Annotated in this window: 25 protein-coding genes, 4 tRNA genes and 1 pseudogene; 22 read left to right on the top strand and 8 right to left on the bottom strand. The window is 59.4% G+C overall.

Annotated features, from left to right (window positions below; translation table 11 throughout):
* Positions 1-37 precede the first annotated feature (37 nt).
* The 15 genes from QMK55_RS03340 to QMK55_RS03270 all read left to right on the top strand — a co-directional run bounded on the left by QMK55_RS03340 (position 38) and on the right by QMK55_RS03270 (position 14,677).
* Positions 38-682, top strand: a complete 645-nt coding sequence (locus QMK55_RS03340) for a phosphoribosylanthranilate isomerase (RefSeq protein ID WP_320328664.1) — start codon at positions 38-40, stop codon at positions 680-682.
* 200 nt (positions 683-882) lie between these two features.
* Positions 883-1,803: an acetyl-CoA carboxylase, carboxyltransferase subunit beta gene (accD, locus tag QMK55_RS03335; protein ID WP_027611535.1), complete on the top strand. Its 921-nt coding sequence runs from the start codon at positions 883-885 to the stop codon at positions 1,801-1,803.
* On the top strand, positions 1,800-3,107 hold the full coding sequence (folC, locus tag QMK55_RS03330; RefSeq protein WP_320328663.1) for a bifunctional tetrahydrofolate synthase/dihydrofolate synthase: 1,308 nt from the start codon (positions 1,800-1,802) through the stop codon (positions 3,105-3,107). The genes accD and folC overlap by 4 nt, the downstream gene beginning before the upstream one ends.
* A complete protein-coding gene (locus QMK55_RS03325) occupies positions 3,091-3,750 on the top strand; it encodes an SPOR domain-containing protein (RefSeq protein WP_102354463.1) in 660 nt (219 codons plus the stop codon). Before folC ends, QMK55_RS03325 begins: the two co-directional genes overlap by 17 nt.
* Positions 3,751-3,848: 98 nt before the next feature.
* Positions 3,849-4,409, top strand: coding sequence for a CvpA family protein (locus QMK55_RS03320; protein ID WP_320328662.1), 561 nt, complete (start codon positions 3,849-3,851; stop codon positions 4,407-4,409).
* Positions 4,410-4,450: 41 nt separating this feature from the next.
* Positions 4,451-5,956 carry an amidophosphoribosyltransferase gene (gene purF / locus QMK55_RS03315; RefSeq protein WP_102354465.1) on the top strand — a complete coding sequence of 502 codons (1,506 nt, stop codon included), beginning with the start codon at positions 4,451-4,453 and terminating at the stop codon, positions 5,954-5,956.
* Positions 5,957-6,036: 80 nt separating this feature from the next.
* On the top strand, positions 6,037-7,248 hold the full coding sequence (locus QMK55_RS03310) for an O-succinylhomoserine sulfhydrylase (RefSeq protein ID WP_102354466.1): 1,212 nt from the start codon (positions 6,037-6,039) through the stop codon (positions 7,246-7,248).
* Complete coding sequence (locus QMK55_RS03305) at positions 7,245-8,021, top strand: SDR family oxidoreductase (RefSeq protein WP_102354467.1); 777 nt, start codon at positions 7,245-7,247, stop codon at positions 8,019-8,021. The genes QMK55_RS03310 and QMK55_RS03305 overlap by 4 nt, the downstream gene beginning before the upstream one ends.
* A gap of 216 nt (positions 8,022-8,237) precedes the next feature.
* A tRNA-Val gene (locus QMK55_RS03300) sits at positions 8,238-8,313 on the top strand.
* Between the two features lie 55 nt (positions 8,314-8,368).
* Positions 8,369-8,445: transfer RNA gene (locus QMK55_RS03295), tRNA-Asp, on the top strand.
* A 94-nt stretch (positions 8,446-8,539) separates the two neighbouring features.
* Positions 8,540-8,616, top strand: a tRNA-Asp gene (locus tag QMK55_RS03290).
* Between the two features lie 486 nt (positions 8,617-9,102).
* The gene (locus tag QMK55_RS03285) at positions 9,103-11,934 is read left to right on the top strand and encodes a xanthine dehydrogenase family protein molybdopterin-binding subunit (RefSeq protein ID WP_320328661.1); all 2,832 of its coding nucleotides are present in this window, start codon (positions 9,103-9,105) and stop codon (positions 11,932-11,934) included.
* Entirely contained in the window at positions 11,927-12,466 is a 540-nt protein-coding gene (locus tag QMK55_RS03280; protein WP_025111196.1) for a (2Fe-2S)-binding protein, read from the top strand. The genes QMK55_RS03285 and QMK55_RS03280 overlap by 8 nt, the downstream gene beginning before the upstream one ends.
* A 2-nt stretch (positions 12,467-12,468) precedes the next feature.
* A complete protein-coding gene (locus QMK55_RS03275; protein WP_102356760.1) occupies positions 12,469-13,704 on the top strand; it encodes a cytochrome c in 1,236 nt (411 codons plus the stop codon).
* A gap of 1 nt (position 13,705) precedes the next feature.
* Complete coding sequence (locus QMK55_RS03270) at positions 13,706-14,677, top strand: XdhC family protein (protein WP_320328660.1); 972 nt, start codon at positions 13,706-13,708, stop codon at positions 14,675-14,677.
* Positions 14,678-14,808: 131 nt separating this feature from the next.
* Here the strand turns inward: QMK55_RS03270 and QMK55_RS03265 are convergent, their stop codons facing one another.
* Positions 14,809-16,092 (bottom strand): FAD-binding oxidoreductase, encoded by a 1,284-nt coding sequence (locus QMK55_RS03265; RefSeq protein ID WP_320328659.1) that lies wholly within the window; start codon positions 16,090-16,092, stop codon positions 14,809-14,811.
* Positions 16,093-16,276: 184 nt separating this feature from the next.
* On the opposite strand from QMK55_RS03265, the gene QMK55_RS03260 reads away from it, so the two are divergent.
* Positions 16,277-16,353 (top strand) — tRNA-Val (locus QMK55_RS03260).
* Between the two features lie 35 nt (positions 16,354-16,388).
* On the opposite strand, the gene QMK55_RS03255 is transcribed toward QMK55_RS03260, so the two are convergent.
* A complete protein-coding gene (locus QMK55_RS03255) occupies positions 16,389-16,607 on the bottom strand; it encodes a hypothetical protein (protein WP_320330283.1) in 219 nt (72 codons plus the stop codon).
* Here QMK55_RS03255 and QMK55_RS03250 point away from each other — a divergent pair.
* Positions 16,550-17,141: pseudogene (locus QMK55_RS03250) on the top strand (DUF2625 family protein). The gene QMK55_RS03255 and the pseudogene QMK55_RS03250 sit on opposite strands and share 58 nt — an antisense overlap.
* A 102-nt stretch (positions 17,142-17,243) precedes the next feature.
* Here the strand turns inward: QMK55_RS03250 and QMK55_RS03245 are convergent.
* On the bottom strand, positions 17,244-17,726 hold the full coding sequence (locus tag QMK55_RS03245) for a hypothetical protein (RefSeq protein WP_320328658.1): 483 nt from the start codon (positions 17,724-17,726) through the stop codon (positions 17,244-17,246).
* 175 nt (positions 17,727-17,901) lie between these two features.
* Positions 17,902-18,237 carry a hypothetical protein gene (locus tag QMK55_RS03240; RefSeq protein ID WP_256588180.1) on the bottom strand — a complete coding sequence of 112 codons (336 nt, stop codon included), beginning with the start codon at positions 18,235-18,237 and terminating at the stop codon, positions 17,902-17,904.
* Positions 18,238-18,688: 451 nt separating this feature from the next.
* Between QMK55_RS03240 and QMK55_RS03235 the strand changes: the two genes are divergently transcribed.
* Positions 18,689-19,144 carry a DUF2214 family protein gene (locus QMK55_RS03235; protein ID WP_102356755.1) on the top strand — a complete coding sequence of 152 codons (456 nt, stop codon included), beginning with the start codon at positions 18,689-18,691 and terminating at the stop codon, positions 19,142-19,144.
* Between the two features lie 222 nt (positions 19,145-19,366).
* Here QMK55_RS03235 and csrA read toward each other — a convergent pair whose 3' ends face one another.
* The gene (csrA, locus tag QMK55_RS03230) at positions 19,367-19,561 is read right to left on the bottom strand and encodes a carbon storage regulator CsrA (RefSeq protein ID WP_003179932.1); all 195 of its coding nucleotides are present in this window, start codon (positions 19,559-19,561) and stop codon (positions 19,367-19,369) included.
* Positions 19,562-19,811: 250 nt separating this feature from the next.
* On the opposite strand from csrA, the gene QMK55_RS03225 reads away from it, so the two are divergent.
* The gene (locus tag QMK55_RS03225; RefSeq protein WP_102356754.1) at positions 19,812-20,180 is read left to right on the top strand and encodes an SPOR domain-containing protein; all 369 of its coding nucleotides are present in this window, start codon (positions 19,812-19,814) and stop codon (positions 20,178-20,180) included.
* 86 nt (positions 20,181-20,266) lie between these two features.
* Positions 20,267-21,178: a siderophore-interacting protein gene (locus tag QMK55_RS03220; protein ID WP_320328657.1), complete on the top strand. Its 912-nt coding sequence runs from the start codon at positions 20,267-20,269 to the stop codon at positions 21,176-21,178.
* 54 nt (positions 21,179-21,232) lie between these two features.
* Here the strand turns inward: QMK55_RS03220 and QMK55_RS03215 are convergent, their stop codons facing one another.
* The 3 genes from QMK55_RS03215 to QMK55_RS03205 all read right to left on the bottom strand — a co-directional run bounded on the left by QMK55_RS03215 (position 21,233) and on the right by QMK55_RS03205 (position 23,483).
* On the bottom strand, positions 21,233-21,922 hold the full coding sequence (locus QMK55_RS03215; protein WP_007961223.1) for an endonuclease: 690 nt from the start codon (positions 21,920-21,922) through the stop codon (positions 21,233-21,235).
* Between the two features lie 4 nt (positions 21,923-21,926).
* Positions 21,927-22,196 (bottom strand): DUF1654 domain-containing protein, encoded by a 270-nt coding sequence (locus QMK55_RS03210; RefSeq protein WP_371262577.1) that lies wholly within the window; start codon positions 22,194-22,196, stop codon positions 21,927-21,929.
* 198 nt (positions 22,197-22,394) lie between these two features.
* Entirely contained in the window at positions 22,395-23,483 is a 1,089-nt protein-coding gene (locus QMK55_RS03205; protein WP_102356750.1) for an asparaginase, read from the bottom strand.
* 349 nt (positions 23,484-23,832) lie between these two features.
* Between QMK55_RS03205 and QMK55_RS03200 the strand changes: the two genes are divergently transcribed.
* Entirely contained in the window at positions 23,833-24,288 is a 456-nt protein-coding gene (locus tag QMK55_RS03200; protein ID WP_102356749.1) for a hypothetical protein, read from the top strand.
* A 200-nt stretch (positions 24,289-24,488) separates the two neighbouring features.
* Positions 24,489-25,445, top strand: coding sequence for a sugar ABC transporter substrate-binding protein (locus tag QMK55_RS03195; RefSeq protein WP_320328656.1), 957 nt, complete (start codon positions 24,489-24,491; stop codon positions 25,443-25,445).
* Positions 25,446-25,465: the final 20 nt, after the last annotated feature.

The following is a 25,465-nucleotide window of genomic DNA, read 5'->3' as shown; positions in this document are numbered from 1 at the left end:
GGACTTTCCCGGTTTTTGCCTTGAGGTTTTTATCGACATGTCAGCCGTTCGCAGCAAGATTTGCGGGATTACCCGCATAGAAGATGCGTTGGCAGCGGTCGAAGCCGGGGCTGATGCAATCGGTTTCGTGTTTTATGCAAAAAGTCCGCGGGCGGTGAGCGTGCAGCAGGCGAGAGCGATCATTCGCGCCTTGCCGCCGTTCGTGACCACCGTCGGCCTGTTCGTCAATGCCAGCCGCTGCGAGCTGGGGGAAATCCTCGATGCCGTGCCGCTGGATCTGCTGCAGTTTCATGGCGATGAAAGCGCAGAAGCATGCGAAGGCTGGCATCGTCCGTACATCAAGGCGCTGCGGGTCAAGGCCGGCGACGACATTGCCGCCGCCGTCGATGCCTATCCGAGCGCCAGTGGCGTGCTGCTCGACACCTATGTCGAAGGCGTGCCCGGCGGAACCGGCGAGGCGTTCGACTGGTCATTGATTCCGCAGCGGTTGAGCAAGCCGTTGATCCTGGCCGGTGGTCTCACGCCGGAAAACGTTGCCGACGCCGTGGCCCGGGTCAAACCGTACGCGGTCGACGTCAGCGGTGGGGTAGAGGCGAGCAGGGGCATCAAGGATCATGCGAAGATCCGCGCGTTCATCGATGCCGTACGTAGAAGCTCACTGGGAGCGTCTACTTCGATGTGACGGCTGGCAGTCTGCCGCCGTCCATCAATGCACTTGCACAAAGCAGGCGAGGCTGAGGGTTTCTGGAGTTGCACGCAGGTCATGTTTCGCGCTGACCGCGGGGTTCCACCAACCATCGCCACACACATGAATTTAGCTGAAGGGCATACGCGGGGCTGCGAACCAGAGCGTTCGGGCCGCCGGTACTGGAGAAAGAAAGCATGAGCAACTGGTTAGTAGACAAACTGATCCCTTCGATCATGCGTTCGGAGGTCAAGAAGAGCTCGGTGCCTGAAGGTCTGTGGCACAAATGCCCGTCCTGCGAGGCTGTGCTGTATCGCCCTGAGCTGGAAAAGACCCTGGACGTTTGCCCCAAGTGCAATCACCACATGCGCATCGGCGCACGGGCGCGCATCGACATCTTCCTGGATGCTGAAGGCCGCAACGAGCTGGGTGCCGATCTGGAACCGGTTGACCGTCTGAAATTCCGCGACGGCAAGAAGTACAAGGACCGTCTGGTCGCCGCACAGAAGCAGACCGGCGAAAAAGACGCGCTGATCTCCGTCAGCGGTACTCTGCTGGGTATGCCGGTGGTGGTTTCGGCGTTCGAATTCAGCTTCATGGGCGGTTCCATGGGCGCCATCGTCGGTGAGCGCTTCGTGCGCGCCGCCAACTACGCCCTGGAAAATCGTTGCCCGATGATCTGCTTCGCCGCTTCCGGTGGTGCGCGGATGCAGGAAGCGCTGATCTCGCTGATGCAGATGGCCAAGACTTCGGCTGTACTGGCGCGTCTGCGTGAAGAAGGCATTCCGTTCATCTCGGTACTGACCGACCCGGTCTACGGCGGCGTTTCCGCCAGTCTGGCGATGCTCGGCGACGTGATCGTCGGTGAGCCGAAAGCACTGATCGGCTTCGCCGGTCCGCGTGTGATCGAGCAGACCGTGCGTGAAAAACTGCCGGAAGGCTTCCAGCGCAGCGAATTCCTGCTGGAGCACGGCGCCATCGACCTGATCATTGATCGTCGCGAGTTGCGTCCGCGTCTGGGCAATCTGCTGGCGCAACTGACTGGCCAGCCGACACCGACCTACGTCGCCGCTCCAGTCGAGCCTATCGTCGTTCCTCCGGTGCCTGCCAACGTATGACCGAGCGTACCCTTGGCGAGTGGCTCGCCTACCTTGAGCAGTTGCATCCATCGGCCATCGACATGGGGCTGGAGCGTTCGCAACAGGTAGCGTCCCGCATGGGGCTGGGCCAGCCGGCGCCTCGGGTGATTACGGTCACTGGCACCAACGGCAAGGGTTCGACCTGCGCGTTCGTGGCTTCATTGCTGCGAGCGCAGGGCCTGAGCGTTGGTGTCTACAATTCTCCGCACCTGCTGCGTTATAACGAGCGGGTGCAGCTCAATGGCGTCGAAGCCACTGATGCACAGCTGTGCGAAGCCTTCGCTGCGGTCGAGGCCGGGCGCGGCGAGACCTCTCTGACTTACTTCGAAATGGGCACCCTGGCGGCGTTCTGGCTGTTTCAACAGGCCGGGCTCGATGCGGTGGTGCTGGAAGTCGGTCTGGGCGGGCGTCTGGACACGGTCAATGTGGTCGATGCCGATATCGCGCTGGTCACCAGCATTGGCGTCGATCATGCCGAGTATCTGGGCGATACCCGTGAATCCGTGGCTTTCGAGAAGGCCGGGATTTTCCGTCAGGGCAAGCCTGCCTTGTGCGGCGATCTGAATCCTCCGCAACCCTTGCTCGACAAGGCGCGCGAACTGGCGTGCCCGTTTTTTCTGCGTGGGCGTGATTTCGACCTCGGTGTCACCGATCAACATTGGCAATGGCGCGGCACTGATGCACAAGGCCAGCAGGTCGAATTGCACGACTTGCCGCTGCTGGATCTGCCGATGGAAAACGCGGCGCTGGCCTTGCAGGCGTATCTGCTGCTCGGTCTGCCGTGGAATGCAGCGCAGATCGCCGCGGCCTTGCAGGCGACTCGTGTGGTCGGGCGTCTGGATCGCCGATCCTTCGAGTTCAATGGCAAGCGCCTGAACCTGCTGCTGGATGTGGGGCATAACCCGCACGCGGCGGAGTATCTGGCGCGGCGTCTGGCCAGTCGGCCGCCGGTGGGCAAGCGCCTGGCGGTGTTCGGCCTGCTCGCCGACAAGAATCTGGATGGTGTTGTCGGCGAATTGAATGCTAGTGTCCAGCATTGGGCGGTCGCGCCGCTGGATTCGCCGCGTTCGCGTCCGGTCAGTGAATTGCATGCGGCGCTGCAGAACCTTGGCGCATCCGTCACGTCCTATGACAGTGTCGCGGCGGCGCTGGAAGGGCAGTGCGCAGCGGCCAGCAGCGACGACGAGATTCTGTTGTTCGGATCATTTTATTGTGTCGCCGAGGCCCTTGAATGGCTGGCCCGGCGCTCCACGGAGGAAGCGGCAAATGGCTTTGCTGGATAAAGCGTACAAGCAGCGCATGGTTGGTGCGCTGGTGCTGGTGGCGCTGGCGGTGATTTTCCTGCCGATGCTGTTTTCCCGTCAGGACGAACAGCGTCAAGTGACGGTCGAGGCGCCAGCCGCGCCGCAAGCACCTGCGATGCCACAAGTGCAGCTTGAATCGGTCGCCGTGCCTGAACCGCAAACGCTGCCGCAAGAACCGGTGCCGAGCGATGACGAAGTGGCCGGGCAATCGACACCGTCGATGCCGATTGCATCGGCTCCGGCGCCAGCGCCTGCTCCAGTCGCCAAACCGGTTGCTCCAGCACCGGCGCCGGCGGCCAGGCCGACAACGGCACCGGCCCAGCCGATTGCGGCGGCCCCGACCAAGCCTGACACCACGCAAAGCCGTGTCGACGCCAATGGCCTGTCGGTCAGCTGGTCGGTGCAACTGGCCAGCCTGTCGAGTCGCGAAGGTGCGCAATCCCTGCAGAAAACCCTGCGCAGTCAGGGTTACAACGCCTATATCCGCTCTGCCGATGGCAAGAATCGGGTGTTTGTCGGCCCATTGATCGAGCGTGCCGAGGCTGATCGTCTGCGTGATGTTTTGAGCCGTCAGCAGAACCTCAAGGGCTTCGTCGTGCGCTTCCAGCCTGAGCGCGGCTAAAAACTATCGCTCAGATTGAAAAGCACTGACAATCGCAGCTTACCGACAGCGGTGCGCTCTGCTAAAATGCGCCGCCTTATCCGTCTGTAGGCTGCACTGTGCCATTTACCCTGGTTGACTGGGCGATCGTTGCAATCATCGCCATCTCCGCTTTGATCAGTTTGAGCCGCGGCTTCGTCAAGGAAGCATTATCGCTGGTGACCTGGATCGTCGCAGGAGCCGTTGCCTGGATGTTCGGTGGCTCACTGTCCGAGTACTTCGTCGGATACATCGAAACCCCATCGGCTCGCGTGATCGCGGGCTGTGCCATCATGTTTGTCGCCACACTGATCGTGGGCGCAATGATCAATTATCTTATCGGCGAGTTGGTGCGCGTGACCGGGTTGTCCGGGACCGACCGATTCCTCGGCATGGCCTTCGGCGCTGCGCGTGGCGTGTTGCTGGTGGTCGTGGCGGTCGGGCTGTTGAGCCTGGGGCCGGTACAGCAGGACGGGTGGTGGAAAGAATCACAGCTCGTGCCAAAGTTTCTATTGGTTGCCGACTGGTCCAAAAACCTGATTCTCGGGTGGAGCAGTCAGTGGCTTGCCAGCGGAATCAGCGTACCCGCTGATATTCCGTTCAAGGAGCAGCTCTTGCCGTCGGCCAAAACGCCACAGTGAGTGTTGTTCAGTTCAGATCCATTAAGTAGGGGTTGCGTCGCATGTGTGGCATCGTCGGTATCGTCGGTAAGTCGAACGTCAATCAGGCGCTGTATGACGCGCTAACCGTGCTCCAGCACCGCGGCCAGGACGCTGCCGGTATCGTGACCAGCCATGATGGCCGGTTGTTCTTGCGCAAGGACAATGGCCTGGTGCGTGACGTGTTTCATCAGCGTCACATGCAGCGTCTGGTCGGTCACATGGGTATCGGCCACGTGCGTTACCCGACTGCGGGCAGCTCGACTTCGGCCGAGGCTCAGCCGTTTTACGTCAACTCGCCGTACGGCATCACTCTGGCGCACAACGGCAACCTGACCAACGTTGAACAGTTGGCCAAAGAGATTTACGAATCCGACCTGCGTCACGTCAACACCAGTTCCGACTCGGAAGTGCTGTTGAACGTGTTCGCACACGAGCTGGCCCAGCGCGGCAAGCTGCAACCGACCGAAGAAGACGTGTTTGCCGCCGTGACTGACGTGCACAACCGTTGCGTCGGCGGTTACGCGGTGGTGGCGATGGTTACCGGTTACGGCATCGTCGGTTTCCGTGACCCGCACGGCATCCGTCCGATCGTGTTCGGTCAGCGTCACACCGACGAAGGCGTCGAGTACATGATCGCGTCCGAAAGCGTTTCGCTGGACGTGCTCGGTTTCACCCTGATTCGCGACCTGGCCCCGGGCGAAGCGGTCTACATCACTGAAGACGGCAAGCTGCACACCCGTCAGTGCGCGACCAACCCGTCCCTGACCCCGTGCATCTTCGAACACGTCTACCTGGCGCGTCCGGACTCGATCATCGACGGCGTGTCGGTGTACAAGGCCCGTCTGCGCATGGGTGAGAAGCTCGCCGAGAAGATCCTGCGCGAGCGTCCAGAGCACGATATCGACGTGGTCATCCCGATTCCTGACACCAGCCGCACGGCGGCGCTGGAGCTGGCGAACCATCTGGGCGTGAAATTCCGCGAAGGTTTCGTCAAGAACCGTTACATCGGCCGTACCTTCATCATGCCGGGCCAGGCGGCGCGCAAGAAGTCGGTTCGTCAGAAGCTCAACGCCATCGAGCTGGAGTTCCGCGGCAAGAACGTGATGCTGGTCGACGACTCGATCGTACGCGGCACCACCTGCAAGCAGATCATTCAGATGGCCCGTGAAGCCGGCGCGAAAAACGTCTACTTCTGCTCGGCTGCTCCGGCGGTGCGCTTCCCGAACGTCTACGGCATCGACATGCCGAGCGCTCACGAACTGATCGCGCACAATCGTTCGACCCAGGATGTGGCGGATCTGATTGGCGCTGACTGGCTGATCTATCAGGACCTGCCTGACTTGATCGAAGCGGTCGGTGGCGGCAAGATCAAGATCGAGAACTTCGATTGCGCGGTGTTCGACGGCAAGTACGTCACCGGCGATGTCGACGAGGCCTACCTGAACAAGATCGAGCAGGCACGCAACGATGCCTCCAAGGTCAAGACCCAGGCGGTCAGTGCGATCATCGATCTGTACAACAACTGAGTTTCTACCGGCCCTGAGGGGCCGGTTTTGTATCTGGCAAAAGACCTTTACTTATTCAGATCAGGGCAAGGAGTGACAGCATGAGTCAGGAATGGGATGCCGGTCGGCTGGACAGCGACCTCGAAGGCGTAGCGTTCGATACCCTGGCCGTACGTGCCGGTCAGCACCGTACGCCGGAAGGCGAACACGGTGATCCGATGTTCTTCACTTCCAGCTACGTGTTCCGCACCGCTGCCGACGCGGCTGCGCGGTTTGCCGGGGAGGTGCCGGGCAACGTTTACTCGCGTTACACCAACCCGACCGTGCGCGCGTTCGAAGAGCGTATTGCTGCGCTGGAAAGCGCCGAGCAGGCCGTGGCGACCGCCACCGGCATGGCCGCGATCATGGCGGTGGTGATGAGCCTGTGCAGCGCCGGTGATCACGTGCTGGTGTCGCGCAGCGTCTTCGGTTCGACCATCAGCCTGTTCGAAAAATATTTCAAGCGCTTCGGTGTGGAGGTCGACTACGTGCCTCTGGCCGAACTGTCGGCGTGGGATGCGGCGATCAAGCCGAACACCAGGCTGCTTTTTGTCGAGTCGCCGTCCAACCCGCTGGCGGAGCTGGTGGATATCGCCGCGCTGGCGGAAATCGCTCACGCCAAAGGCGCGATGCTGGTGGTCGACAACTGCTTCTGTACGCCAGCGCTGCAGCAGCCGCTGAAGCTCGGTGCGGACATCGTCGTGCACTCGGCGACCAAGTTCATCGACGGCCAGGGCCGTTGCATGGGCGGTGTGGTGGCGGGTCGCGGCGAGCAGATGAAGGAAGTCGTCGGCTTCCTGCGTACCGCCGGGCCGACCCTGAGCCCGTTCAACGCGTGGATCTTCCTCAAGGGTCTGGAAACCCTGAATCTGCGGATGAAGGCGCACTGCGCCAACGCCCAGCAACTGGCCGAGTGGCTGGAGCAGCAGGACGGTATCGAGAAAGTCCATTACGCCGGTCTCAAGAGCCATCCGCAGCACGAGTTGGCCCAGCGTCAGCAGAAGGGCTTCGGTGCAGTGGTCAGTTTTGAGGTCGAGGGTGGCAAAGAGGGCGCCTGGCGCTTTATCGACGCCACCCGGTTGATTTCGATTACTGCCAACCTCGGTGACAGCAAAACCACCATCACGCACCCAAGCACCACCTCTCATGGTCGTCTGGCGCCGCAAGAGCGTGAAGCGGCGGGCATACGTGACAGCCTGATCCGCATTGCGGTCGGTCTGGAAGACGTGGCGGACCTGCAGGCCGACCTGTCGCGCGGTCTGGCGGCGTTGTGATCGAGTTGTCTACTCCGAAGGCGGGCACCCATGGCCGCGTTGCGTTGGTCACCGGTGCCGCGCGCGGCATCGGTCTGGGCATTGCCACCTGGTTGATCAGCGAAGGGTGGCAAGTGGTGCTGAGCGATCTGGATCGGGTGCGCGGTTCGAAAGTGGCGAAGGTGCTGGGCGAGAATGCCTGGTTCATCGCCATGGACGTGGCGGATGAAAGTCAGGTCGCGCTCGGCGTCGCCGAGGTGCTTGGGCAGTTCGGTCGTCTGGATGCGTTGGTGTGCAATGCGGCAGTCGCAGACCCACACAACATCACGCTGGAAAGCCTTGATCTGGCGTACTGGAATCGCGTGCTGGCGGTAAACCTCAGTGGGCCGATGTTGCTGGCCAAGCACTGTGCGCCGTATCTGCGCGCGCACAACGGTTCGATCGTCAATCTGGCTTCCACCCGAGCACGCCAGTCGGAGGCGGACTCAGAAGCCTATGCGGCGAGCAAGGGAGGTTTGTTGGCGCTGACGCATGCGCTGGCTATCAGCCTTGGGCCGGAGATTCGCGTCAATGCCGTGAGTCCGGGCTGGATCGATGCTCGCGATCCGTCCGCGCGTCGTGCCGAACCTCTGGCCGATACCGATCATGCTCAGCATCCGGCGGGCAGGGTAGGGACGGTCGAGGATGTGGCGGCCATGGTTGCGTGGCTGCTGTCGAGGAATGCCGGGTTTGTCACTGGGCAGGAATTCGTCGTTGATGGCGGGATGACCAAGAAGATGATTTACAGCGAATAGATCGCGTTCTTCCGCTGAATTTGCGTTTGATGAGCTGCCGCCTTCGCGAGCAAGCCCGCTCCCACATTTGGAATGCATTCCCCTGTGGGAGCGGGCTTGCTCGCGAAGGCGGTATTGCAGGAGAGAAACAATTTCGTCTTTTTCAGAAAAACTTCAATCCTGCTATTGACTTAGGTTCGCTACCTGCGTAAATTTCGCGGCCTCGGAGATGCAAACGGGTGATTAGCTCAGCTGGGAGAGCGTCTGCCTTACAAGCAGAATGTCGGCGGTTCGATCCCGTCATCACCCACCACTCCCCGAGAAACTTGCGAAAGCAAGAGGTAGGCTGAAAGTGCCTCCACCGACGCGCAGCGGTAGTTCAGTCGGTTAGAATACCGGCCTGTCACGCCGGGGGTCGCGGGTTCGAGTCCCGTCCGCTGCGCCATATTTTACGAGTCAGGCAATGTCTGGTTCGCGATTGCAAAGCACCGAAGCTTGCAGTCAAAACGAGTTACTTGAGCGCAAGCTCAAAGCGATACGCAGCGGTAGTTCAGTCGGTTAGAATACCGGCCTGTCACGCCGGGGGTCGCGGGTTCGAGTCCCGTCCGCTGCGCCATATCTGTTTCAAGGACCACTGAACGCCTTGAAACACCGAAAGCAACCTTGGTTGATTCGGATCCGATAGCAAAGACCCTGGTCGAAAGACCGGGGTTTTTTGTGTCTGAAATTTGGTTATTCCTCTCTTTTCTCCAGCCCAACACAAATCACCTGTAGGAGTGAGCCTGCTCGCGATGACGGAGTGTCAGTCCCCAGATGTATCTGCTGAACTGGCGCCATCGCGAGCAGGCTCACTCCTACAAGGAGAACCTTCATCGTGTCTGCCCGTCTGCTGTGGTGCCACGCCGCATTGATTTTTTGATTCTTTAGTCAAATTTTTGTAACTGGTTGTTTGCTGCGAGCCCGGAAACCTTTAAAGTTAACCTTTCGGTCAGCTTTGCACTGTCATTACGCCCTTTGTTTAGCCAAAAAGGGCTTCTGCAAGACTCGAGATTCCCAGTAGATAACCAGAAGGGCGGACACATAACCGCCCAGAGGATGATCCATGTCCAACCGTGATATATCCCGGCGCTCGTTCCTCCAGGGCGGGCTGGTGGCGGGTGTGAGCGTCACGCTCGCGCCGCTCAGCAGTCAGGCGCTGGCTGCCTTGATGGAAAACAGCGTCACTGTGCCGTCCGAGAAGTGGCTCGGCAACAACGGCAAGGCGCGCCAACGTAACGACGCATTGTCCAAGGTCTGCGGCAGCAAAGTATTCGCCCGCGACATTCGCTCCAGGGACATGCCGGGCTGGCCTGAACAGCAAGGCCACGCCATGCTGCTCAAAACCATCAAGGCTGACCGTATCTACGACGGCTACGACCTGTCGTGGCTCGGCGCCGACCTGCAACCTGACCGTATCGTCACCGCGGCCGACCTGGACAAGGACGGCATCGTGTTTCCGGAAGAGCATGCCCCGGACCCATTGCTGCCGGAAGGCAAAGTGCCGATGTTCATCGGTCACCCGGTAGCGATCCTGATCTGGAACGATTTCGAGCGTTTCCGCCAGGCCAAGAACAAACTCAAATTCAATGACAAGGCGATTCGTTACGGTGCACAAGTGCCGTACTACGAAGGCGACCCCTATGGCAGCTTCCGCTACGTGCGCGTGGGTGGCCCGACCTCGGCTGATGAAGACGAATTCGCCAGCCTCAAGGACTCGATCCTGTTCCCGATGCTGAAAAACCGTCGCCCGGTGTGGAATTCCCAGCCGAACCTGCACGGCAACCTGACCGAGCGTGGTCTGTTCTACGCCGACCGCATGAAGCAGGAGATCGACACGCCGCCGGACAATTGGCTGGTGTTCGACGAACGTTACAAGACCCCGTCGATCGAGCCGGCCGCGATGGAGCCGGACAACGGCAACGGCTGGTACGACCCGAAAACCAAGACCCTGCACTTCGTGGTGGCTACCCAGTGCCCGCTGGAAGCTGCGACCGAGACTGCGAAAATGATCGCGCCGTCGCGCTTCGGCCTGGCCAACCTGAACATGCACCCGGGTTACACCGTGGGTTACGGTTCCAAAGACCACAACATCTTTGTCTACTACGCAGCCCTCGCGGCGTTGTACGGCGCCGGAGTGCCGGTGCGTCTGGCCAACGATCGCTACGAGCAGTTCCAGAGCGGCATCAAGCGTCACCCGTTCGACATCCGCTACCAGCTGGCGGTGGACAAGAACGATTACAGCTTCAAGATTTTTCGCGCTGAAATGAGTGTTGATGGCGGCGGTCGGATCAACTACAGCCCGTCGGTGGCTGCGGTTGGCGCCACGGCTGCACAGTCGATCTACTACATGCCGCAGAACGATCTGCAGGTCACCGCTTACCACTCGCGTGGTGTTGAAGCGGGTTCGATGCGCGGCTACGGTACGCTGCAAAGCATGGCCTCGACCGAAATGATGGTCGACGAAATCGCCAATCGCCTCGGTGTCGACGCGATCGACCTGCGTCGCAAGAACGCTCTGCGTTCGGGCATGAAAAACACTCAGGGTGCGATCCCGGCCGGTGCCTTGCGCCTGCACGAGATTCTCGACAAGGCTTCGGTGCACGAAGTCTGGAAAAACCGCGACGCGATCAAGCAGCAGCGCGAAGCCGCCGACCCGGACAACTGGTACGGCATCGGTTTTGCCATTTGCCAGAAAGACTTCGGCACCGGTTCGGAAGCGCCGATGGCCAGTATCGAATTCACCGCTGAAGGTCGCATTACCCTGCGCCACATCGGTATCGAAATCGGCACCGGCATGTCCACTTCGCAAGCATTGGTGGTGGCCGATTTCCTCGGCAGCCCGGCGCATGACGTGAAGACTGGTGAAACCGAATGGAAGGAAATGCAGCTGATCACCAGCGGCAACCCTTACATCATGAGTCAGGCCGAGCAGGACAACCTGCTGCGCAACCCGCGCTGGGTCGGCAAGCTGGCCTCGGCGTCGTCCGCGACCAACTCGGCTTATTACTTCAGCCACGCCACCCGTGAAGCGGCGCGCGTGCTGTTCAACAACGGTTTGTGGCCGGCGGCCATGGAGATCTGGCGTCAGGGGCCTTACGGCGGGCAAGCCAACCCTTACGTCGTGCGTCGTGAAGATGCGCATTGGGTCGACGGCAAGCTCACTGCCAACGGCATGCAGCCGCTGACCTTCGAAGAGCTGGCCAGGCGCGCTCACGAGCGTGGTCTGGTGACCGGCGCCACCGTGCACGCGTTCAACCGCTGGAGCTGGGCCGAGGCCGAATACAGCATCGACGGCGTGCGCGAGCGTCTGCCGCTCGACGGTCTGGCGGTGAAGTACGGCGATGGTGCGCCGAAGGCGAAGAAAGCGCTGATGAGCACGGCGGGTTTCCACCTGCTGGATCGCCAGAACATCAACTACCCGGTTGTCCAACTGAACAATGCTGCGGTGACTTACTACAGCCCGGTGGCCACGCTGGTAGAACTGAAGGTCAACAAAGGCTCGGCGGAAGTCGAAGTACTCAACCACCACTCGTGGGTCGAGTGCGGCCGGGTGCTGGTCGAAGAACTGGTCAAGGGCCAGCTCGAAGGTGGGATCGCCATGGGCATCGGTCACGCGCTGATGGAAGAGATGCCGCTGTACGAAGGCGGACCGGGGGAGGGTGACTGGAACTTCAACCGTTATCGCCTGCCGATGGCTCGCCACGTGGCGGTGTGGAAGCAAACGGCAGAGATTCTGCCGCCGCTGTCGCCAAGCGATCCGTCCAAAGGCATCGCCGAAGTGGTGATGATCCCGGTGGTCGGTGCCATCGGTAACGCTGTGGCGCACGCCATCGGTAAACGTGTTCGCGATCTGCCAATCACTGCTGCGCGCATCAAGGAGGCCCTCAATGGCTAACCGTCCGCTTCAACTGACCCTCAATGGTCAATCCGTCGGCCCGGTGGACATCCCTGATGACCTGCCGATGATCGACTACCTGCACGAATACAAGAACCTCACCGGTTCGCGCCTGGGCTGCGGCCAGGGCATCTGCCACGCCTGCGTGGTGATCGTCGACAACCCGGACGGCACCAGCGAAGAAGTGCGCACCTGCATCACCGGCGCGCATTACTTCGAAGGCAAGAAAGTGCGCACCATCGAAGCTCACGCCAAGCGTGACGAGCAGGGTCAGGTCACTGAACTGAACCCGATCCAGCAACGCTTCGTCGACGAATTCGCCTTCCAGTGCAGCTACTGCGCGCCGGGTTTCGTCAACGCCGCGACGGTGCTGGTGGAGAAGCTGCAGCGCCAGCCGATCGCCAAGAGCAAGCTGGAACAGGTCATCGAGGACAGCCTCGGCCATCACGTCTGCCGTTGCACCGGGTACGTGCGTTACTACAACGCCACCCGCAACGTGCTGACCGATCTCGGCCTGGTCAAGGAGGGTTGAGCATGAAGCATCTACTGACCCGCCTGACTCTGGCGGTCGGGCTGGCTGCGCCGGTGTTGTTTGCCCACGCCGATGATCAGGTCAAGCGCGGCGAATACCTCGCCCGCGCGGCCGACTGCATGGCGTGCCACACCGCACCGGGCGGCGCGCCGTTTGCCGGCGGGCTGCCGATCGTGTCGCCGTTCGGCACGATCTACGGCACCAACATCACCCCGAGCAAAGAGTACGGCATCGGCCTGTACAGCGATGACGAATTCTTCGCTGCGTTGACCGAAGGCAAGCGTCGCGACGGCGCTAATCTGTACCCGGCGATGCCGTACACCTCGTATCACCTGGTGCCGCGTGAAGATTCGGACGCGATCCACGCCTACCTGAAAACCATCGAGCCGATCGAGCGTGCGGCGCCGGTCACCAGCCTGAGCTTTCCGTTCAACGTGCGTCTGGGCCTGATGGGCTGGAACATGCTGTACGGCAAAGCCCTGAAACTGCAGCCGGCCGAAGGTAAAAGTGAATCCTGGAAGCGCGGCCAGTACATGGTCGAAGTGCTCGGTCACTGCGGCGAATGCCACACGCCACGCGGCCTGCCGGGCGCGATGCAACTGGACAAGCGCCTGACCGGCGGCATCCTCAACGGTTATCTGGCGCCGAGTCTGCTCGCCACCGATCTGGCGGCGCGCGGCTGGAACCAGCAGGATCTGAGTACGTTCCTCAAGCACGGCATGAGTGCGCAGGGGACGATGTTCAACGAGATGTTCCCGGTGTTCCACAACAGCACCCAGGGCCTGAACGATCAGGATCTGGCAGCGATGGCGACGTTCCTGCTCGGCGACAAGCCGCCAGCAGCCAAAGAACTCGTTGAAGTGCCGGTGGACAAGCTCAGCCCGAGCGCCCAGCGCGGCCGTCAGGAATATTTGAACGTCTGCGCCGGTTGCCATGCCGCCGGTGGTGAAGGCAAACCGCACATCGCCGTGGCCATGCGTGGCAATACCACGCTGCGCCTGGAAGATCCGCGCAACCTGGTGCGGGTGATCGAGGACGGCATCGGCGAGCAGAAATTCGCCGGGTTCGAGCACATGCAGCCGATGCCGGGTTTTGCCGACAAGCTCAGCGCTGAGCAGCTTACTGATTTGATGAACTATCTGCGTCAAGGCTGGGGTGGTCAATCGGCAGCGTTGGCGGTCAGCGACGTGCAGAAGCTGCAAGCGGAAGTCCCGGCCGTCGAGCACAAGGCGCACTGACATGCAGCATCTCGATCTGCAAGTGGTACGGCGGGCGCTGGAGTGGTCGGTGGCGGGGCAGCGCCTCTGGCTCTGCACCGTGTTGACCACCTACGGCTCGGCGCCGCGCGCACCGGGTTCACTGCTGGCAGTGAACGATGGCGGGCAGTGGATCGGGTCGCTGTCCGGTGGCTGCGTCGAGGAAGACTTTCTCGAGCGCGTGGCGGAAGGTGCGTTTCTCGATGCGGTCAACGTGGTGCGTTACGGCGAAGGTGATGATCCGCGCTCGCGGGTCAGCCTGCCCTGTGGCGGCATTCTCGACGTACTGGTAGAGAAATTTGACGCCGGCTGCGAGGTGCAGGCGCATCTGCGTGAGCTCGAATCGGCGCTGCTCGGTCAGCGCCGCTTGATTCGCGAAGTCGATCTGGCCAGTGGTGCGCGCAGTCTGTTCGCTGATCGCGAGCAGGGTGCGCGCATCGAGCGCGAGATCGACCGGGTGCGGATTCGCATTGGAGCCGCTCAGCGTCTGTTGCTGGCGGGATATTCCAGCGTGGCGCAGGCGTGCGCCGAGTTCGCGGTCGGTCTCGGCTTCGAAGTGATTCTCTGCGATCCGCGTGATGACGTGCTCGAAGGCGTGGTGCTGAATGGCGTGGAGATTCGTCGACAGTTGCCGTCAGTGTTCATCGCCGACGGCGGCTGTCACCGTGATACCGCGGTGGTGGCGTTGACCCACGATCCGCGTATCGACGACCTGGCGATGATGGAGGCGGTGCGCACCGAGGCGTTTTACATCGGCGTCATGGGCTCGCAGCAGACTTCGCAGAAACGCTTCGAGCGCTTGCGCAGAATTGGCGGGCTGGGGGAGGTTGAACTGGCGCGGATTCATGCGCCGATCGGCTTGAACCTGGGCAGTAAGACGCCTGCGGAAATCGCCTTGGCGGTGCTCGCTGACATCTTGCGGATCCGTAGCGGGATCGCTCGGGACCAGCTCTGAAACAAGCTGGTAGCGTACTTTTTGTGGCGAGGGGATTTATCCCCGATAGGTCGCGTAGCGCCCCCTTATTTAGAGGGAGTTGCTACGCAGCCCATCGGGGATAAATCCCCTCGCCACATGTGTTTCTGCAGTCAGAATCCGAATTTGTCGCGCAACCCGTAGTACCACGCGCCCAACGCGGCAAACGGCGTACGTAGCATCTGCCCGCCCGGGAATGGGTAGTGCGGTAAATCAGCAAACGCATCGAAACGCTCAGCCTGACCGCGCAATGCTTCAGCCAGCACCTTGCCGGCCAGGTGCGTGTAGGTCACGCCGTGGCCGCTGCAGCCTTGTGAATAATAGATGTTGTCGCCCAGACGCCCGACCTGCGGCAGGCGCGACAGGGTCAGCAGGAAGTTGCCAGTCCAGGCGTAGTCAATCTTCACGTCTTTCAGCTGCGGGAAGGCCTTGAGCATTTTCGGACGGATAATCGCTTCGATGTTCGCTGGATCCCGCGCGCCGTAAACCACGCCGCCGCCGAAGATCAGGCGCTTGTCGCCGGTCAGACGGTAATAGTCGAGCAGGTAGTTGCAGTCCTCAACGCAGTAATCCAGTGGCAGCAGGGATTTCGCCAGCTCTTCGCCCAGCGGTTCGGTGGTGATCACCTGCGTGCCGCATGGCATGGACTTGGCCGCCAGTTCCGGTACCAGATTGCCGAGGTAGGCGTTGCCGGCGACGATGATGAACTTGGCCCTGACCTTGCCTTGCGGCGTGTGCACCACCGGGTTGGTGCCGCGCTCGATGCGCACGGCGGGCGATTGCTCGTAGATTGTACCGCCGAGGGATTCCACGGCGGCGGCCTCACCCAGCGCCAGGTTCAGCGGATGGATGTGGCCACCGCTCATGTCGAGCATGCCGCCGACGTACTGATCGCAGGCCACCACTTCGCGAATGCGGCGCTCGTCGAGCAGCTCCAGTTGCGTATGGCCGAAGCGTTCCCACAGGCGCTTCTGTGATTCCAGGTGACCCATCTGCTTGGCGGAGAGGGCGGCGAACACGCCGCCGTCCTTCAGGTCGCACTGGATGTTGTACTTGGCGACGCGCTCGCGAATGATCCGGCCGCCCTCGAACGCCATCTGCCCGAGCAATTGCGCCTGCTTGGGCCCGACGCTGCGTTCGATGACGTCGATGTCGCGGCTATAGCTGTTGACGATCTGCCCGCCATTACGCCCCGAGGCCCCGAAACCAACCTTGGCCGCTTCCAGCACCGTCACGCGAAAACCGTTCTCCAGCAGAAACAACGCCGAGGACAGCCCGGTGTACCCGGCGCCGATCACACAGACATCCGTCTCCACATCGTCCTGCAAGGCCGGACGTGGCGGTACGGCATTGGCCGACGCAGCGTAATAAGACTCTGGGTAAGGGGTGTTCGCCATCCTGCAGCCTCTGTTTAATATATTTTACGAGTGCGCCGATCCTACCCGAGTTGAAAAACCTCCGCCAGCCACCGGAAAAATCTTCTTCACCGGCCCGAAATTAAATATTTTGCATATTCATAGGGTTAGGTGAAAAAAAGGTGTTGACACCCCTCCGGAATTCCGTAGAATGCCGCCTCACAGCAGGCACGTAGCTCAGTTGGTTAGAGCACCACCTTGACATGGTGGGGGTCGTTGGTTCGAGTCCAATCGCGCCTACCAAACAAAATCCGCTCTGCTGGGCGGTCTAGAAGGGCTCACCGAAAGGTGAGCCCTTTTTTGTTGTCTGCGATTTGCAAAACTTTTGCAAATCCACCATGTGTCGCAATAATCGACTCATTTTTCCATGGGTCGGCAAATGAAAAGCTTGGATGACCTGATAGACAGTCACGCCCCCGCGTTACCTCTTGTTGAAAAAATGTTGGCAGAAACAACCCGCAATTATGAGTTGCTGTCACCGTCCACTGATAACTCAAGAGTGCTCTGTACTCTACAGGTCACGACGAGATCAACGTTGGGTGCAATCGCTTGCGAAACGGGGGGGGCTACTGATCGATCATGGGTGGTTGCGAGTACTTGGTTCTGGGCATGCGCAATTACCTCGAAATCTCTCTGATTGGAACGACGGTCGAGCGGAGGGTTATTTGCTGGTCGCTGATGACGCTGCTGGAGGGTTCTTTTCCATCAATGGACGTGGGGGAGATGTATTACTGGGCGCCAGATACGTTGCAGTGGGAGCAGTTGAGCATTGGTTAACCGACTTCCTCTGCTGGGCCTTGAGTGATCGGCTTAATGCCTTTTACAAGGGCTTGCGTTGGGACGGTTGGCGCAAGGAGCTGAGTGGGCTGGGGGCGGATCAGTGCTTTTCTTTCTACCCGTTTCTTTGGGCGCGGGAAGGCTCAATCGAAGGAGGTCGCCGTACGATGGTCGATGTAATTGAGCAGTTCGAAATGAATGTCGACCTGGCTCACAAACTCGATTACGGTTCTGAGCAGCCAGAGACTGGCTAAGTGGCTTGGTTTCAGCATTCAAGGCTTCTGCTTGCCAGCCAAAAAGACGCCAGTGAGCGGGATTGGTCATTTCTGAAAGAAACAAAAAACCATGGCCGACCTTCAAATGCTGGCGGCGCAACGTTCGAGATTTTTTTGCAGGATCTGTCGCGGGTAGGGCGGCTCGCTCGAGCCGAACCCCTTTTCCTGGACTTCGTGAAAAAATCTTCGTGATTGGAGCAGGCCTGAAAAGACTGAATCACTCCATGAGTTTTTTGCCATATTTGTAGGCAAGGTAGCCCCCAAGGCCAACCGCAATAGTTCCACCGACCACCCAGCCGACGACGGGGACTGCGCTTGCAGCTGCCGCAGTACCGGCGATTGCAGAAACTCCGCCTGCCATGCCTGCTCCACCCGCTGCAACTGCTCCACCTCCTGCTGTTGCCAATGCGGCTGTTGTTGCTGCCGCCCCAGCACCTGCGGTGCCAAGCGTTGCTGCAGCTGTGGCAGAGGCGGCTGTCGCCGCTCCTGACACGCCAATAAAACCGCCGATTCCTGCTCCAGTTGCAGCGCCCACTCCCGCAGCAATTGCGTCGTCCGTTTCAATAGCCATGCGTACCTGCCATGTTAATGTCATTTGAAGTGCGGATGACGTCATAAAGCCATCAATCTGTGAAGAGGTCTTGAACTCCAGGCCGAAAATTCACCTTAATCCTGTGGGTTATGAGAGTGGGCTGGAAGTGAAGATCAAGCGGCCGCAGGCCTGGCTAATGTTGATTTGTTATGGGCACCTAAAGTCCCAAGCATCAATAATCAGGTCTGCTACCTCTTCACCAGTCGTTGTGACGCCTAAACATTGCTTGTTTTTCTTGTAATGCAATTCGCAATATTGCACGCCTTGGCTGCATCGTTCGATTTCAATGATACCCATGTTTTGAAGTTCTATTGCCGTACCAACGGGCTGCATCTCTTTCGATACGCTGGGTTTCCAGCCGTGTTTGAGTAATGCCTTTCGTGCTGATAAGAAAGGCATTCCTTCCTTGATGGGAATGTCTGTTGCGCTGGCAATGGTGCTGGCGCAGCAGAGCAAAATACATGCAATCAGATGTGGTCTCATTTGGTAGTCCCAGCAGATTTCTTGTCGGTGGCCTCCATGCGGCGGGCGGTGGCCCATCGGTAAAGCTTCCCATTGTCCGGATGCCTTGTGTTGCATCTTCAATGTCGACCGAAAAAAACACCGCTCGTCGCCAGCGCCCTTTAAAATTGTGTGGATATTGAATGACTTACGAGCGTTACGAACCAGCCGGTTATCAAAAAAACGTTGTTACTGGCCGTGGATTTCAGTAACATTCGCCCCGCGTTCACCACCACGGTTTATGCATTTTTAAGTCCCAAGCTTCCATCAGCTGCTTGGGATTTTTTTTGCCTGCGATTTGGCGATTCCCACTTTCTGTCTCCCTGCTTCCTTCGCGAAACTTTCTAGCCCCACGATGCTGTGTGGGCGTAACTGACGTTTTTCGACTACTACTGACTGGCGTTTTCCAGGGCTTTTTCAAAGGAGTTCGTTGATGCTGGTTCACTGGTTGCTTGCCGCTATCCATCTATTGGCTTTCGCCTTGGGCTTTTGGGCCGTGTTGACCCGTGGTACGGCGTTCAGTCGTCTGGCTGCTGGCGTCGGCGAGGCGAAGCGAGTTTTGCTTGCCGATAATCTGTGGGGGATTGCTGCGCTGGTGCTGCTGGTGACCGGCGGCATGCGCGCCTTCGGCGGCTTTGAAAAGGGCACTGACTATTATCTGCACCAGCCGCTGTTTCACTTGAAGATGACGCTGTTCGTGCTGATTCTGCTGTTAGAGCTGGCGCCGATGATTACGCTGGTCAAATGGCGGATCGCATTGGCGCGGGGCAAGGCGATCGATACCGGACGTATAAAGCTGTATGCGCGGATCAGCCACGTCGAGGCGCTGCTGTTGGTGCTGATGGTGATCGCCGCCACCGGCATGGCGCGAGGCGTGACGTTCGGCTAACAGGGGGCAATTCCCTGTGTTCTCTCGGAAACGTCTGACAGCCAGGCTTGGCAGTCGCAGGTAGTATCGCGCTGCAGGAGAGGGAAGGGAGCGAGTGAAGCGGAGGGGGGATGTGTCAGGCGCCGTGCCCAGTGGGCTGGGGAGCGGATGGCAATACGGCGCGTGAATCTTTAGCCAGTCATTACGCTGAGCAAACGAACTGGCTACTGACTGCAATGCGGCTCAGGGTGTTTGTGGCTTGTCCGGGGCGGTCAGGCCAGCCTGAATACGCTGATAAATCTCTTCGCGGTGTACGGCGACGTTTTTCGGGGCGTTGATGCCGATGCGGACTTGCTGACCGCTTACGCCGAGGATGGTGATCGTAATGTCATCACCAATGTTTATGCTTTCACCGACTTTGCGGGTGAGTATCAGCATGGTCTTCTCCTTGATTGCTTTGTAGGGCACCTGATTCAGACAGTGCAGAGGTCGGTGGTACGTATAGATTAGTGCGAAGTCTCACGGTTTGGGTGCCTCTTTCTGACGCGCAGATGCGGCATTAATTCCCAGGGCGTAACTATACAGAGGCTGCAATCATCAATCTCGTTGTTTTGTGCCCATTTTGCGGGCCTCGCGAAGTATTTATGAATGTTAAGATTGCCGCTTTGAGATTTTCGAGGAAAGCGTTGTGCGCAAATTGGTCTGGATGGTCGCGGCACTGGCATTGGCAGGATGTGGTGAAGGCAAGAGTGTAGACGTGCAGAAGCCGAAAACGGCAGTCGCGGCCGCCCCTGCGGCAGTGTCCGCCCCGCAGTGGGACCTCGAAGTGCGTGGCGAAACGCCTCAGGCTGTCAGCGACCTGAGTGGCTGGTTGATCGAGCATGCTTTCGTGCCGACCGTGATCAAGGACAGCAGCGGCAAGACGCGGATCCTGATTGGCCCGTTCAACTCTCAGGCCGAGGCTGAAGCGCGCAAGGTGCAAGTGGACGCGGCCTTGGTGAAGGCCAAGAAACAGAACGTTGAATCGGTGATCGTGGAGCATCCGCTCGCGCCGTAAGCAGCGCTTTCAGCGGAGCGGCCTAAAGGACATCGCAGGCGATTCGTCTTATACGAGTCAATCACGATTTTCTGCAGGAGCTCCGCATGGCCTCCACCGCTCCCTATAAACTTTTCAATGCAGTGCTGCAGCGCAAGACGCTGTTGAGCCCGCACATGATGCGGATCACGCTGGCTGACCCTTCAATCAGTGGCATGGCCACCTGGGCGCCGGACCAACGCGTCAAACTGTTCTTCCCTGCTGAAGATGGAACCCCCGCAAAGCTCGCGCAGGAGGAGGGTTGGTACGCGCGTTTTCGTTCGATGCTCGCGAACCGTCGACCGGCAATGCGTACTTACACCATTCGTCATCTGCGCGCCGATCAAGGCGAAGTCGACATCGATTTTGTCCTGCATGGCGAGACCGGTCCTGCTTCGCGTTGGGCGCTGCATGCGCAGCCGGGTGCCTCGATGCAGATTCTCGCTCCCGACCGCGGATTTTCCGCGCAGGACGCCGGAGGGTTTGAATGGAAGCCGCCGCAGATACTCCAGCAGGTTTTGCTGGTGGCCGATGCGACGGCATTGCCAGCGGCCATGGGCATTCTCGAAGAGTTGGCCGCCCTGGCCGAACCGCCCCAGGTTCAGGCGTACTTTGAAGTGGACAGCGCCCCAGACATGCTCTCGGTACCAGACTGGCCCGGGCTGTCGGTGCAGTGGCTGGTTCGCGATCAGGCGCCGGCAGCGGTTGCTGGTGCGTTGATGGCAGAGGCAGTGCAACGGGCGTTCCTGCCGGCAGATGATTCCTCAGCCGGGCAAGCTGCCGAACTGGCTGAAGTCGATATCGACAAGGACATTCTCTGGGAGATCGCCAATACCGCCCCTGAAGGGTTCTATGGCTGGATTGCCGGAGAAAGCGCTGCGGTGATGCGCCTGCGCAAGCACCTGATCAAGGCATGCGGCATCCCGAGAGAATCGCTGAACCTGATGGGGTACTGGCGCTACAACAAGGCCGGCAGCTAGGCACAAAAAAGGCCTCGAACACCACGTTCGAGGCCTTTTCTTTTGGCTGGAGGATCAGCCGCAGGCTTTCAGGTTCACCGGGCCGACAAACTCATTGCCGCGTCCCATCACGCACGCCACGCTCTGGTTGCGCTGGCGTTCCCAGTCTTGCACCGGGTAGGTCTTGTCCCACGCCTCGTACAGTTGCCGATCCTGTTTCGACAGGCGCAAGCCGTACTGCTTGCTCATGTAGAAGTAGGTGCGAGCGATCATGCCGCGAATCGACGGGCGGGGCATGACCTTCTTGGCCTTGAAGTCGACCTGGGTCAGGCACGAGCCGTACTGGCCGGATTGCACCGGCAGCCAGCCATAACTGAAGTTGCTGCGATCACCGTTGACCTCGCCGATGCTCGGCACCAGATTGTGCAGATCGGCTTCGGCTTTCTGATAGCTCGGGTCATAGCGCGTGCAGTTTTTGCGCCCGCCCGACTGCCAGCATTGACGCTGATGGCCGAACTCCCACGCCGGCACAATGTGCTCCCACTCAATGCGCGAAGCGCGCTTGGCATTTTTGCGCGGCACGTAGCCGCAAGCCTTCAAGTCCACCTTGTTGCCGGTGTACTTGCACCCGCAGTAAAACTCGGTGGACTGTGGTGCATACAGTTTCCAGGCGACCTTCTTGGCTTCGGTAAAGGTGCGGGGTGCGCCAGCCTGGGCACCACACGCGATGAACAGCAACAGCAAAGCAAAACAGCGGACACTCATTGAATCAATCTTCCTTCGGCACAACCCAAAAAATCTGCACGCCGCCATCGTCGCGATAGGCGAGAGTGACGTTATCGTTCTCGTCGATTTCCTCGAGCAGTTGCTCCCAGGCATCCATCGGCTCGTCCGGTAAACGGAAGATCAAGGCGGCTTTGGCTTTTTGTGCGGTGGGAGAATTGATGATTTTCTGAACGCGCATGCCCATGCGTTCGTAAGCGTCAGGAGCATCAGGAGAGGTGGCCACGAGGTTATCCTTATTAAGCTGTACGTGCATACAGTATTTAACTGTAGGCATTTTCGCAACTGCTTAAAATTCAAGAAAATCCTCTGACAGCGCTTTTCCGGTTTTGGTGTAAGTCGGGTCGATTATTTTGTGCGAAAAAGTCGCGCTCGGCGTAGGTGGCAGCACCACCCGCCGCGCGGGCGAGTGGTGAGCAGGCTGCCCGACCCGGAAGGGTCAGGCGAGGGTCAATCAATATTCCCAGAACATCCGTTGCAGCTCTTTGCTGTCGTTGGTCTTGGTCAGGGCGACCATGGCCAGGATGCGGGCTTTTTGCGGGTTCAGGTCGTGAGCGACAACCCAGTCGTACTTGTCGTCAGGCTGTTCGGCGTTACGCAGGACGAAACCACCGGCGTTGACGTGGGACGAGCGGATGATCTGCACGCCATCCTTACGCAGGGCTTGCAGGGATGGGACTACGCGGGAGGACACCGAACCATTGCCGGTACCGGCATGGATGATCGCTTTGGCACCGGCCTGGGCCAGAGCCTTGTAGGCGGTGTCGTCGACGTTGCCGTAGGAGTAGGCGATTTCTACGTCAGGCAGGCTCTTGATGTTCTTGATGTCGAATTCCGAATCCATGGTGTGACGCTTGGCTGGCAGGCGGAACCAGTAGGATTTGCCTTCGACCACCATGCCCAGCGGACCCCAAGGGCTTTTGAACGCTTCAGTCTTGAGGTTGATCATCTTGCTGACATCGCGACCGGACTGGATTTCATCGTTCATGGTCACCAGCACGCCTTTGCCGCGCGCTTCTTTGCTGCTGGCCACGGCAACGGCGTTGTACAGGTTGAGCATGCCGTCCGCCGACATGGCGGTGCCCGGACGCATAGAGCCAACCACGATGATCGGCTTGTCGGTCTTCTCGACCAGGTTCAGGAAGTAGGCGGTTTCTTCCAGGGTGTCGGTACCGTGGGTAATGACAATGCCATCGACGTCCTTGCTGTCGGCCAGTTCGGACACGCGACGGCCCAGTTGCAGCAGGTTTTCGTTGGTGATGCTTTCGGAGGCGATCTGCATGACTTGTTCGCCGCGCACATTCGCCAGTTTGCTCAGCTCGGGGATGCCGGCGATCAACTGTTCAACGCCTACCTTGGCCGCTTGATAAGTCGCGCTGTTGGCTGCGCTGGCGCCAGCGCCGGCAATGGTGCCGCCGGTCGCGAGTACCACGACGTTGGCGAGTTTGGTCTGGGTTTCGACTTCTTTTGCCTGGAGGGCGGTCGGCAGAAGCAGGAGGAGGGCCAAAGCGCCCGGTGCCAAGGTGTTGAAAGCAGATTTCATTATTTTTCTCTCTAGTAGTGAGACGGTGCTGATGCAGGTTCATCTAGATGCGCCCCGAGCTGATCTGAATACTCGGGGTACAGGCTAGGGAGCAGGATCTGTACCAGCCGTACTTTGCTTTAGAGAAATGTTTAACTTCATGATTTACATCAAGATTTTATGGAATGGCAAATAGTTGGGCAAATCGCCTGTCCGGTTTTCCGAACATTGGAAGCTTTCGCGTTCGGTTCGCCGAAAAAGATTACGATCGCTGTCGAACGAAACGGCTTTCCAGTTTCAGGTTTTCTGCTAAAGAAACCCGTCAGCAGGCCGATGGGTGTTCAAGGAAACGCTTATTTAGGGAGTTCACATGTCACTGACGATCGGTTTTTCAAACCCTGGTGCAGTCACCATCGGCGGTAAAACCGCAGCGACGATCAATGCAATGAATCAGGCGGAAGCGGACGCTGCTGACGAGGCACTTGGCGTTGAAAAAGAGCCGAGCAAACAGGTCCGAACCGGTGGTCCTGCGCAAGAAGCCAACAAGGCTGATAGTGGCGACAGCGGCGATAGTCTGAGCGTCACCGTGAAAATGCTGCTGAAGCGGATGAAGGAATTGCAGAAGCAACTGCAGGAGCAACAGCAGCAATTGGCGGCTGCACAAGCTGCGAGTTATCCGACGCCGGAGGCCAAGTCGCAGGCGGTCATGTCCATTCAGGGGCAGATTGCACAAACCAGCGGCGCATTAATGGAGGTCGCGGCTGCGTTGCTCAAGGAAATGTCCCAGGGGCCCACCAGCGGCAGCATGGTCAACACCACTGCCTGAGCATCGAAGGGCGAATCGACGGATTCGCCCTGCACTCGATACCGATTTCTGATTGTTGACAAATGTCGGCGGGATTCGCATAGTTCGGTCTACGCAAACGTTTGCGCGCCTTTTCCGATGCACTATTGCCCGGAGGAAAGCGATCAAGCTTACGCCAGCGCGAGCGTTGCTCACAATAATCATAAGATCGGAGTGAACCCATGAAGCTGCCATTTGCTGGACGTCTTCTTGCTGTCGCTATGCTGGCTGCCGCAGCCGCCGCACTACCTGTCTCTTCGGCCTTCGCCGAGTCTCCTGAAAAACCCAAAGTCGCGCTGGTCATGAAATCCCTGGCCAACGAATTCTTCCTGACCATGGAAGACGGCGCCAAGGCCTACCAGAAAGAACACTCCGCCGATTTCGACCTGATCTCCAATGGCATCAAGGACGAGACCGATACCGCTGGCCAGACCCGCATCGTCGAGCAGATGATTCTGGCGAAGGTCAATGCGCTGGTCATCGCACCGTCCGATTCCAAGGCCATGGTGCCGGTGATCAAGAAAGCCGTCGATGCCGGTATCACCGTGATCAACATCGACAACCAGCTCGATCCGCAAATCGTCAAAAGCAAGAACATCAGCGTGCCATTCGTGGGGCCGGACAACCGCAAGGGTGCACGTCTGGTTGGCGAGTACCTGGCCAAGCAACTGAAGGCCGGTGACGAAGTCGGCATCATCGAAGGTGTGTCCACCACCACCAACGCCCAGCAGCGCACCGCCGGCTTCAAGGATGCGATGGACGCGGCGCAGATCAAGGTGGTCTCGCTGCAATCCGGTGACTGGGAGATCGACAAGGGCAACAAGGTTGCCGCGTCGATTCTCAGCGAATACCCGGATGTAAAAGCGCTGCTGGCGGGTAACGACAGCATGGCCGTCGGCGCCGTTTCCGCGGTGCGTGCTGCCGGCAAGGCGGGGCAGGTGCAGGTTGTCGGCTACGACAACATCAACGCCATCAAACCGATGCTCAAGGACGGCCGCGTGCTGGCGACTGCCGATCAGTTCGCCGCCAAACAGGCGGTGTTCGGCATCGAGACCGCGCTGAAAATCCTCAAGGGCGAGAAAGTCGACAGCGGCGTCAATGGTGTGATCGAAACGCCGGTCGAGCTGGTCACTAAGTAAGTCTTTTGGCGACACAACGG

The organism is Pseudomonas sp. P8_229 (assembly GCF_034008635.1).
Classification (GTDB): Bacteria; Pseudomonadota; Gammaproteobacteria; order Pseudomonadales; family Pseudomonadaceae; genus Aquipseudomonas.
The sequence above is the reverse complement of the archived record's forward strand: the minus strand, read 5'-3'. Positions and strand labels throughout refer to the sequence as shown.

What these genes read in the sequence shown, in the direction of transcription:
- QMK55_RS03220 (WP_320328657.1), top strand. Translation starts at nt 20,267, where the DNA reads ATGGCCTCCACCGCTCCCTATAAACTTTTCAATGCAGTGCTGCAGCGC.
- QMK55_RS03270 (WP_320328660.1), top strand. Translation starts at nt 13,706, where the DNA reads ATGCAGCATCTCGATCTGCAAGTGGTACGGCGGGCGCTGGAGTGGTCG.
- QMK55_RS03205 (WP_102356750.1), bottom strand. Translation starts at nt 23,483, where the DNA reads ATGAAATCTGCTTTCAACACCTTGGCACCGGGCGCTTTGGCCCTCCTC.
- QMK55_RS03210 (WP_371262577.1), bottom strand. Translation starts at nt 22,196, where the DNA reads ATGCACGTACAGCTTAATAAGGATAACCTCGTGGCCACCTCTCCTGAT.
- QMK55_RS03310 (WP_102354466.1), top strand. Translation starts at nt 6,037, where the DNA reads ATGAGTCAGGAATGGGATGCCGGTCGGCTGGACAGCGACCTCGAAGGC.
- QMK55_RS03280 (WP_025111196.1), top strand. Translation starts at nt 11,927, where the DNA reads ATGGCTAACCGTCCGCTTCAACTGACCCTCAATGGTCAATCCGTCGGC.
- csrA (WP_003179932.1), bottom strand. Translation starts at nt 19,561, where the DNA reads ATGCTGATACTCACCCGCAAAGTCGGTGAAAGCATAAACATTGGTGAT.
- folC (WP_320328663.1), top strand. Translation starts at nt 1,800, where the DNA reads ATGACCGAGCGTACCCTTGGCGAGTGGCTCGCCTACCTTGAGCAGTTG.
- accD (WP_027611535.1), top strand. Translation starts at nt 883, where the DNA reads ATGAGCAACTGGTTAGTAGACAAACTGATCCCTTCGATCATGCGTTCG.
- QMK55_RS03275 (WP_102356760.1), top strand. Translation starts at nt 12,469, where the DNA reads ATGAAGCATCTACTGACCCGCCTGACTCTGGCGGTCGGGCTGGCTGCG.
- QMK55_RS03200 (WP_102356749.1), top strand. Translation starts at nt 23,833, where the DNA reads ATGTCACTGACGATCGGTTTTTCAAACCCTGGTGCAGTCACCATCGGC.
- QMK55_RS03215 (WP_007961223.1), bottom strand. Translation starts at nt 21,922, where the DNA reads ATGAGTGTCCGCTGTTTTGCTTTGCTGTTGCTGTTCATCGCGTGTGGT.
- QMK55_RS03240 (WP_256588180.1), bottom strand. Translation starts at nt 18,237, where the DNA reads ATGAGACCACATCTGATTGCATGTATTTTGCTCTGCTGCGCCAGCACC.
- purF (WP_102354465.1), top strand. Translation starts at nt 4,451, where the DNA reads ATGTGTGGCATCGTCGGTATCGTCGGTAAGTCGAACGTCAATCAGGCG.
- QMK55_RS03195 (WP_320328656.1), top strand. Translation starts at nt 24,489, where the DNA reads ATGAAGCTGCCATTTGCTGGACGTCTTCTTGCTGTCGCTATGCTGGCT.
- QMK55_RS03285 (WP_320328661.1), top strand. Translation starts at nt 9,103, where the DNA reads ATGTCCAACCGTGATATATCCCGGCGCTCGTTCCTCCAGGGCGGGCTG.
- QMK55_RS03325 (WP_102354463.1), top strand. Translation starts at nt 3,091, where the DNA reads ATGGCTTTGCTGGATAAAGCGTACAAGCAGCGCATGGTTGGTGCGCTG.
- QMK55_RS03265 (WP_320328659.1), bottom strand. Translation starts at nt 16,092, where the DNA reads ATGGCGAACACCCCTTACCCAGAGTCTTATTACGCTGCGTCGGCCAAT.
- QMK55_RS03340 (WP_320328664.1), top strand. Translation starts at nt 38, where the DNA reads ATGTCAGCCGTTCGCAGCAAGATTTGCGGGATTACCCGCATAGAAGAT.
- QMK55_RS03235 (WP_102356755.1), top strand. Translation starts at nt 18,689, where the DNA reads ATGCTGGTTCACTGGTTGCTTGCCGCTATCCATCTATTGGCTTTCGCC.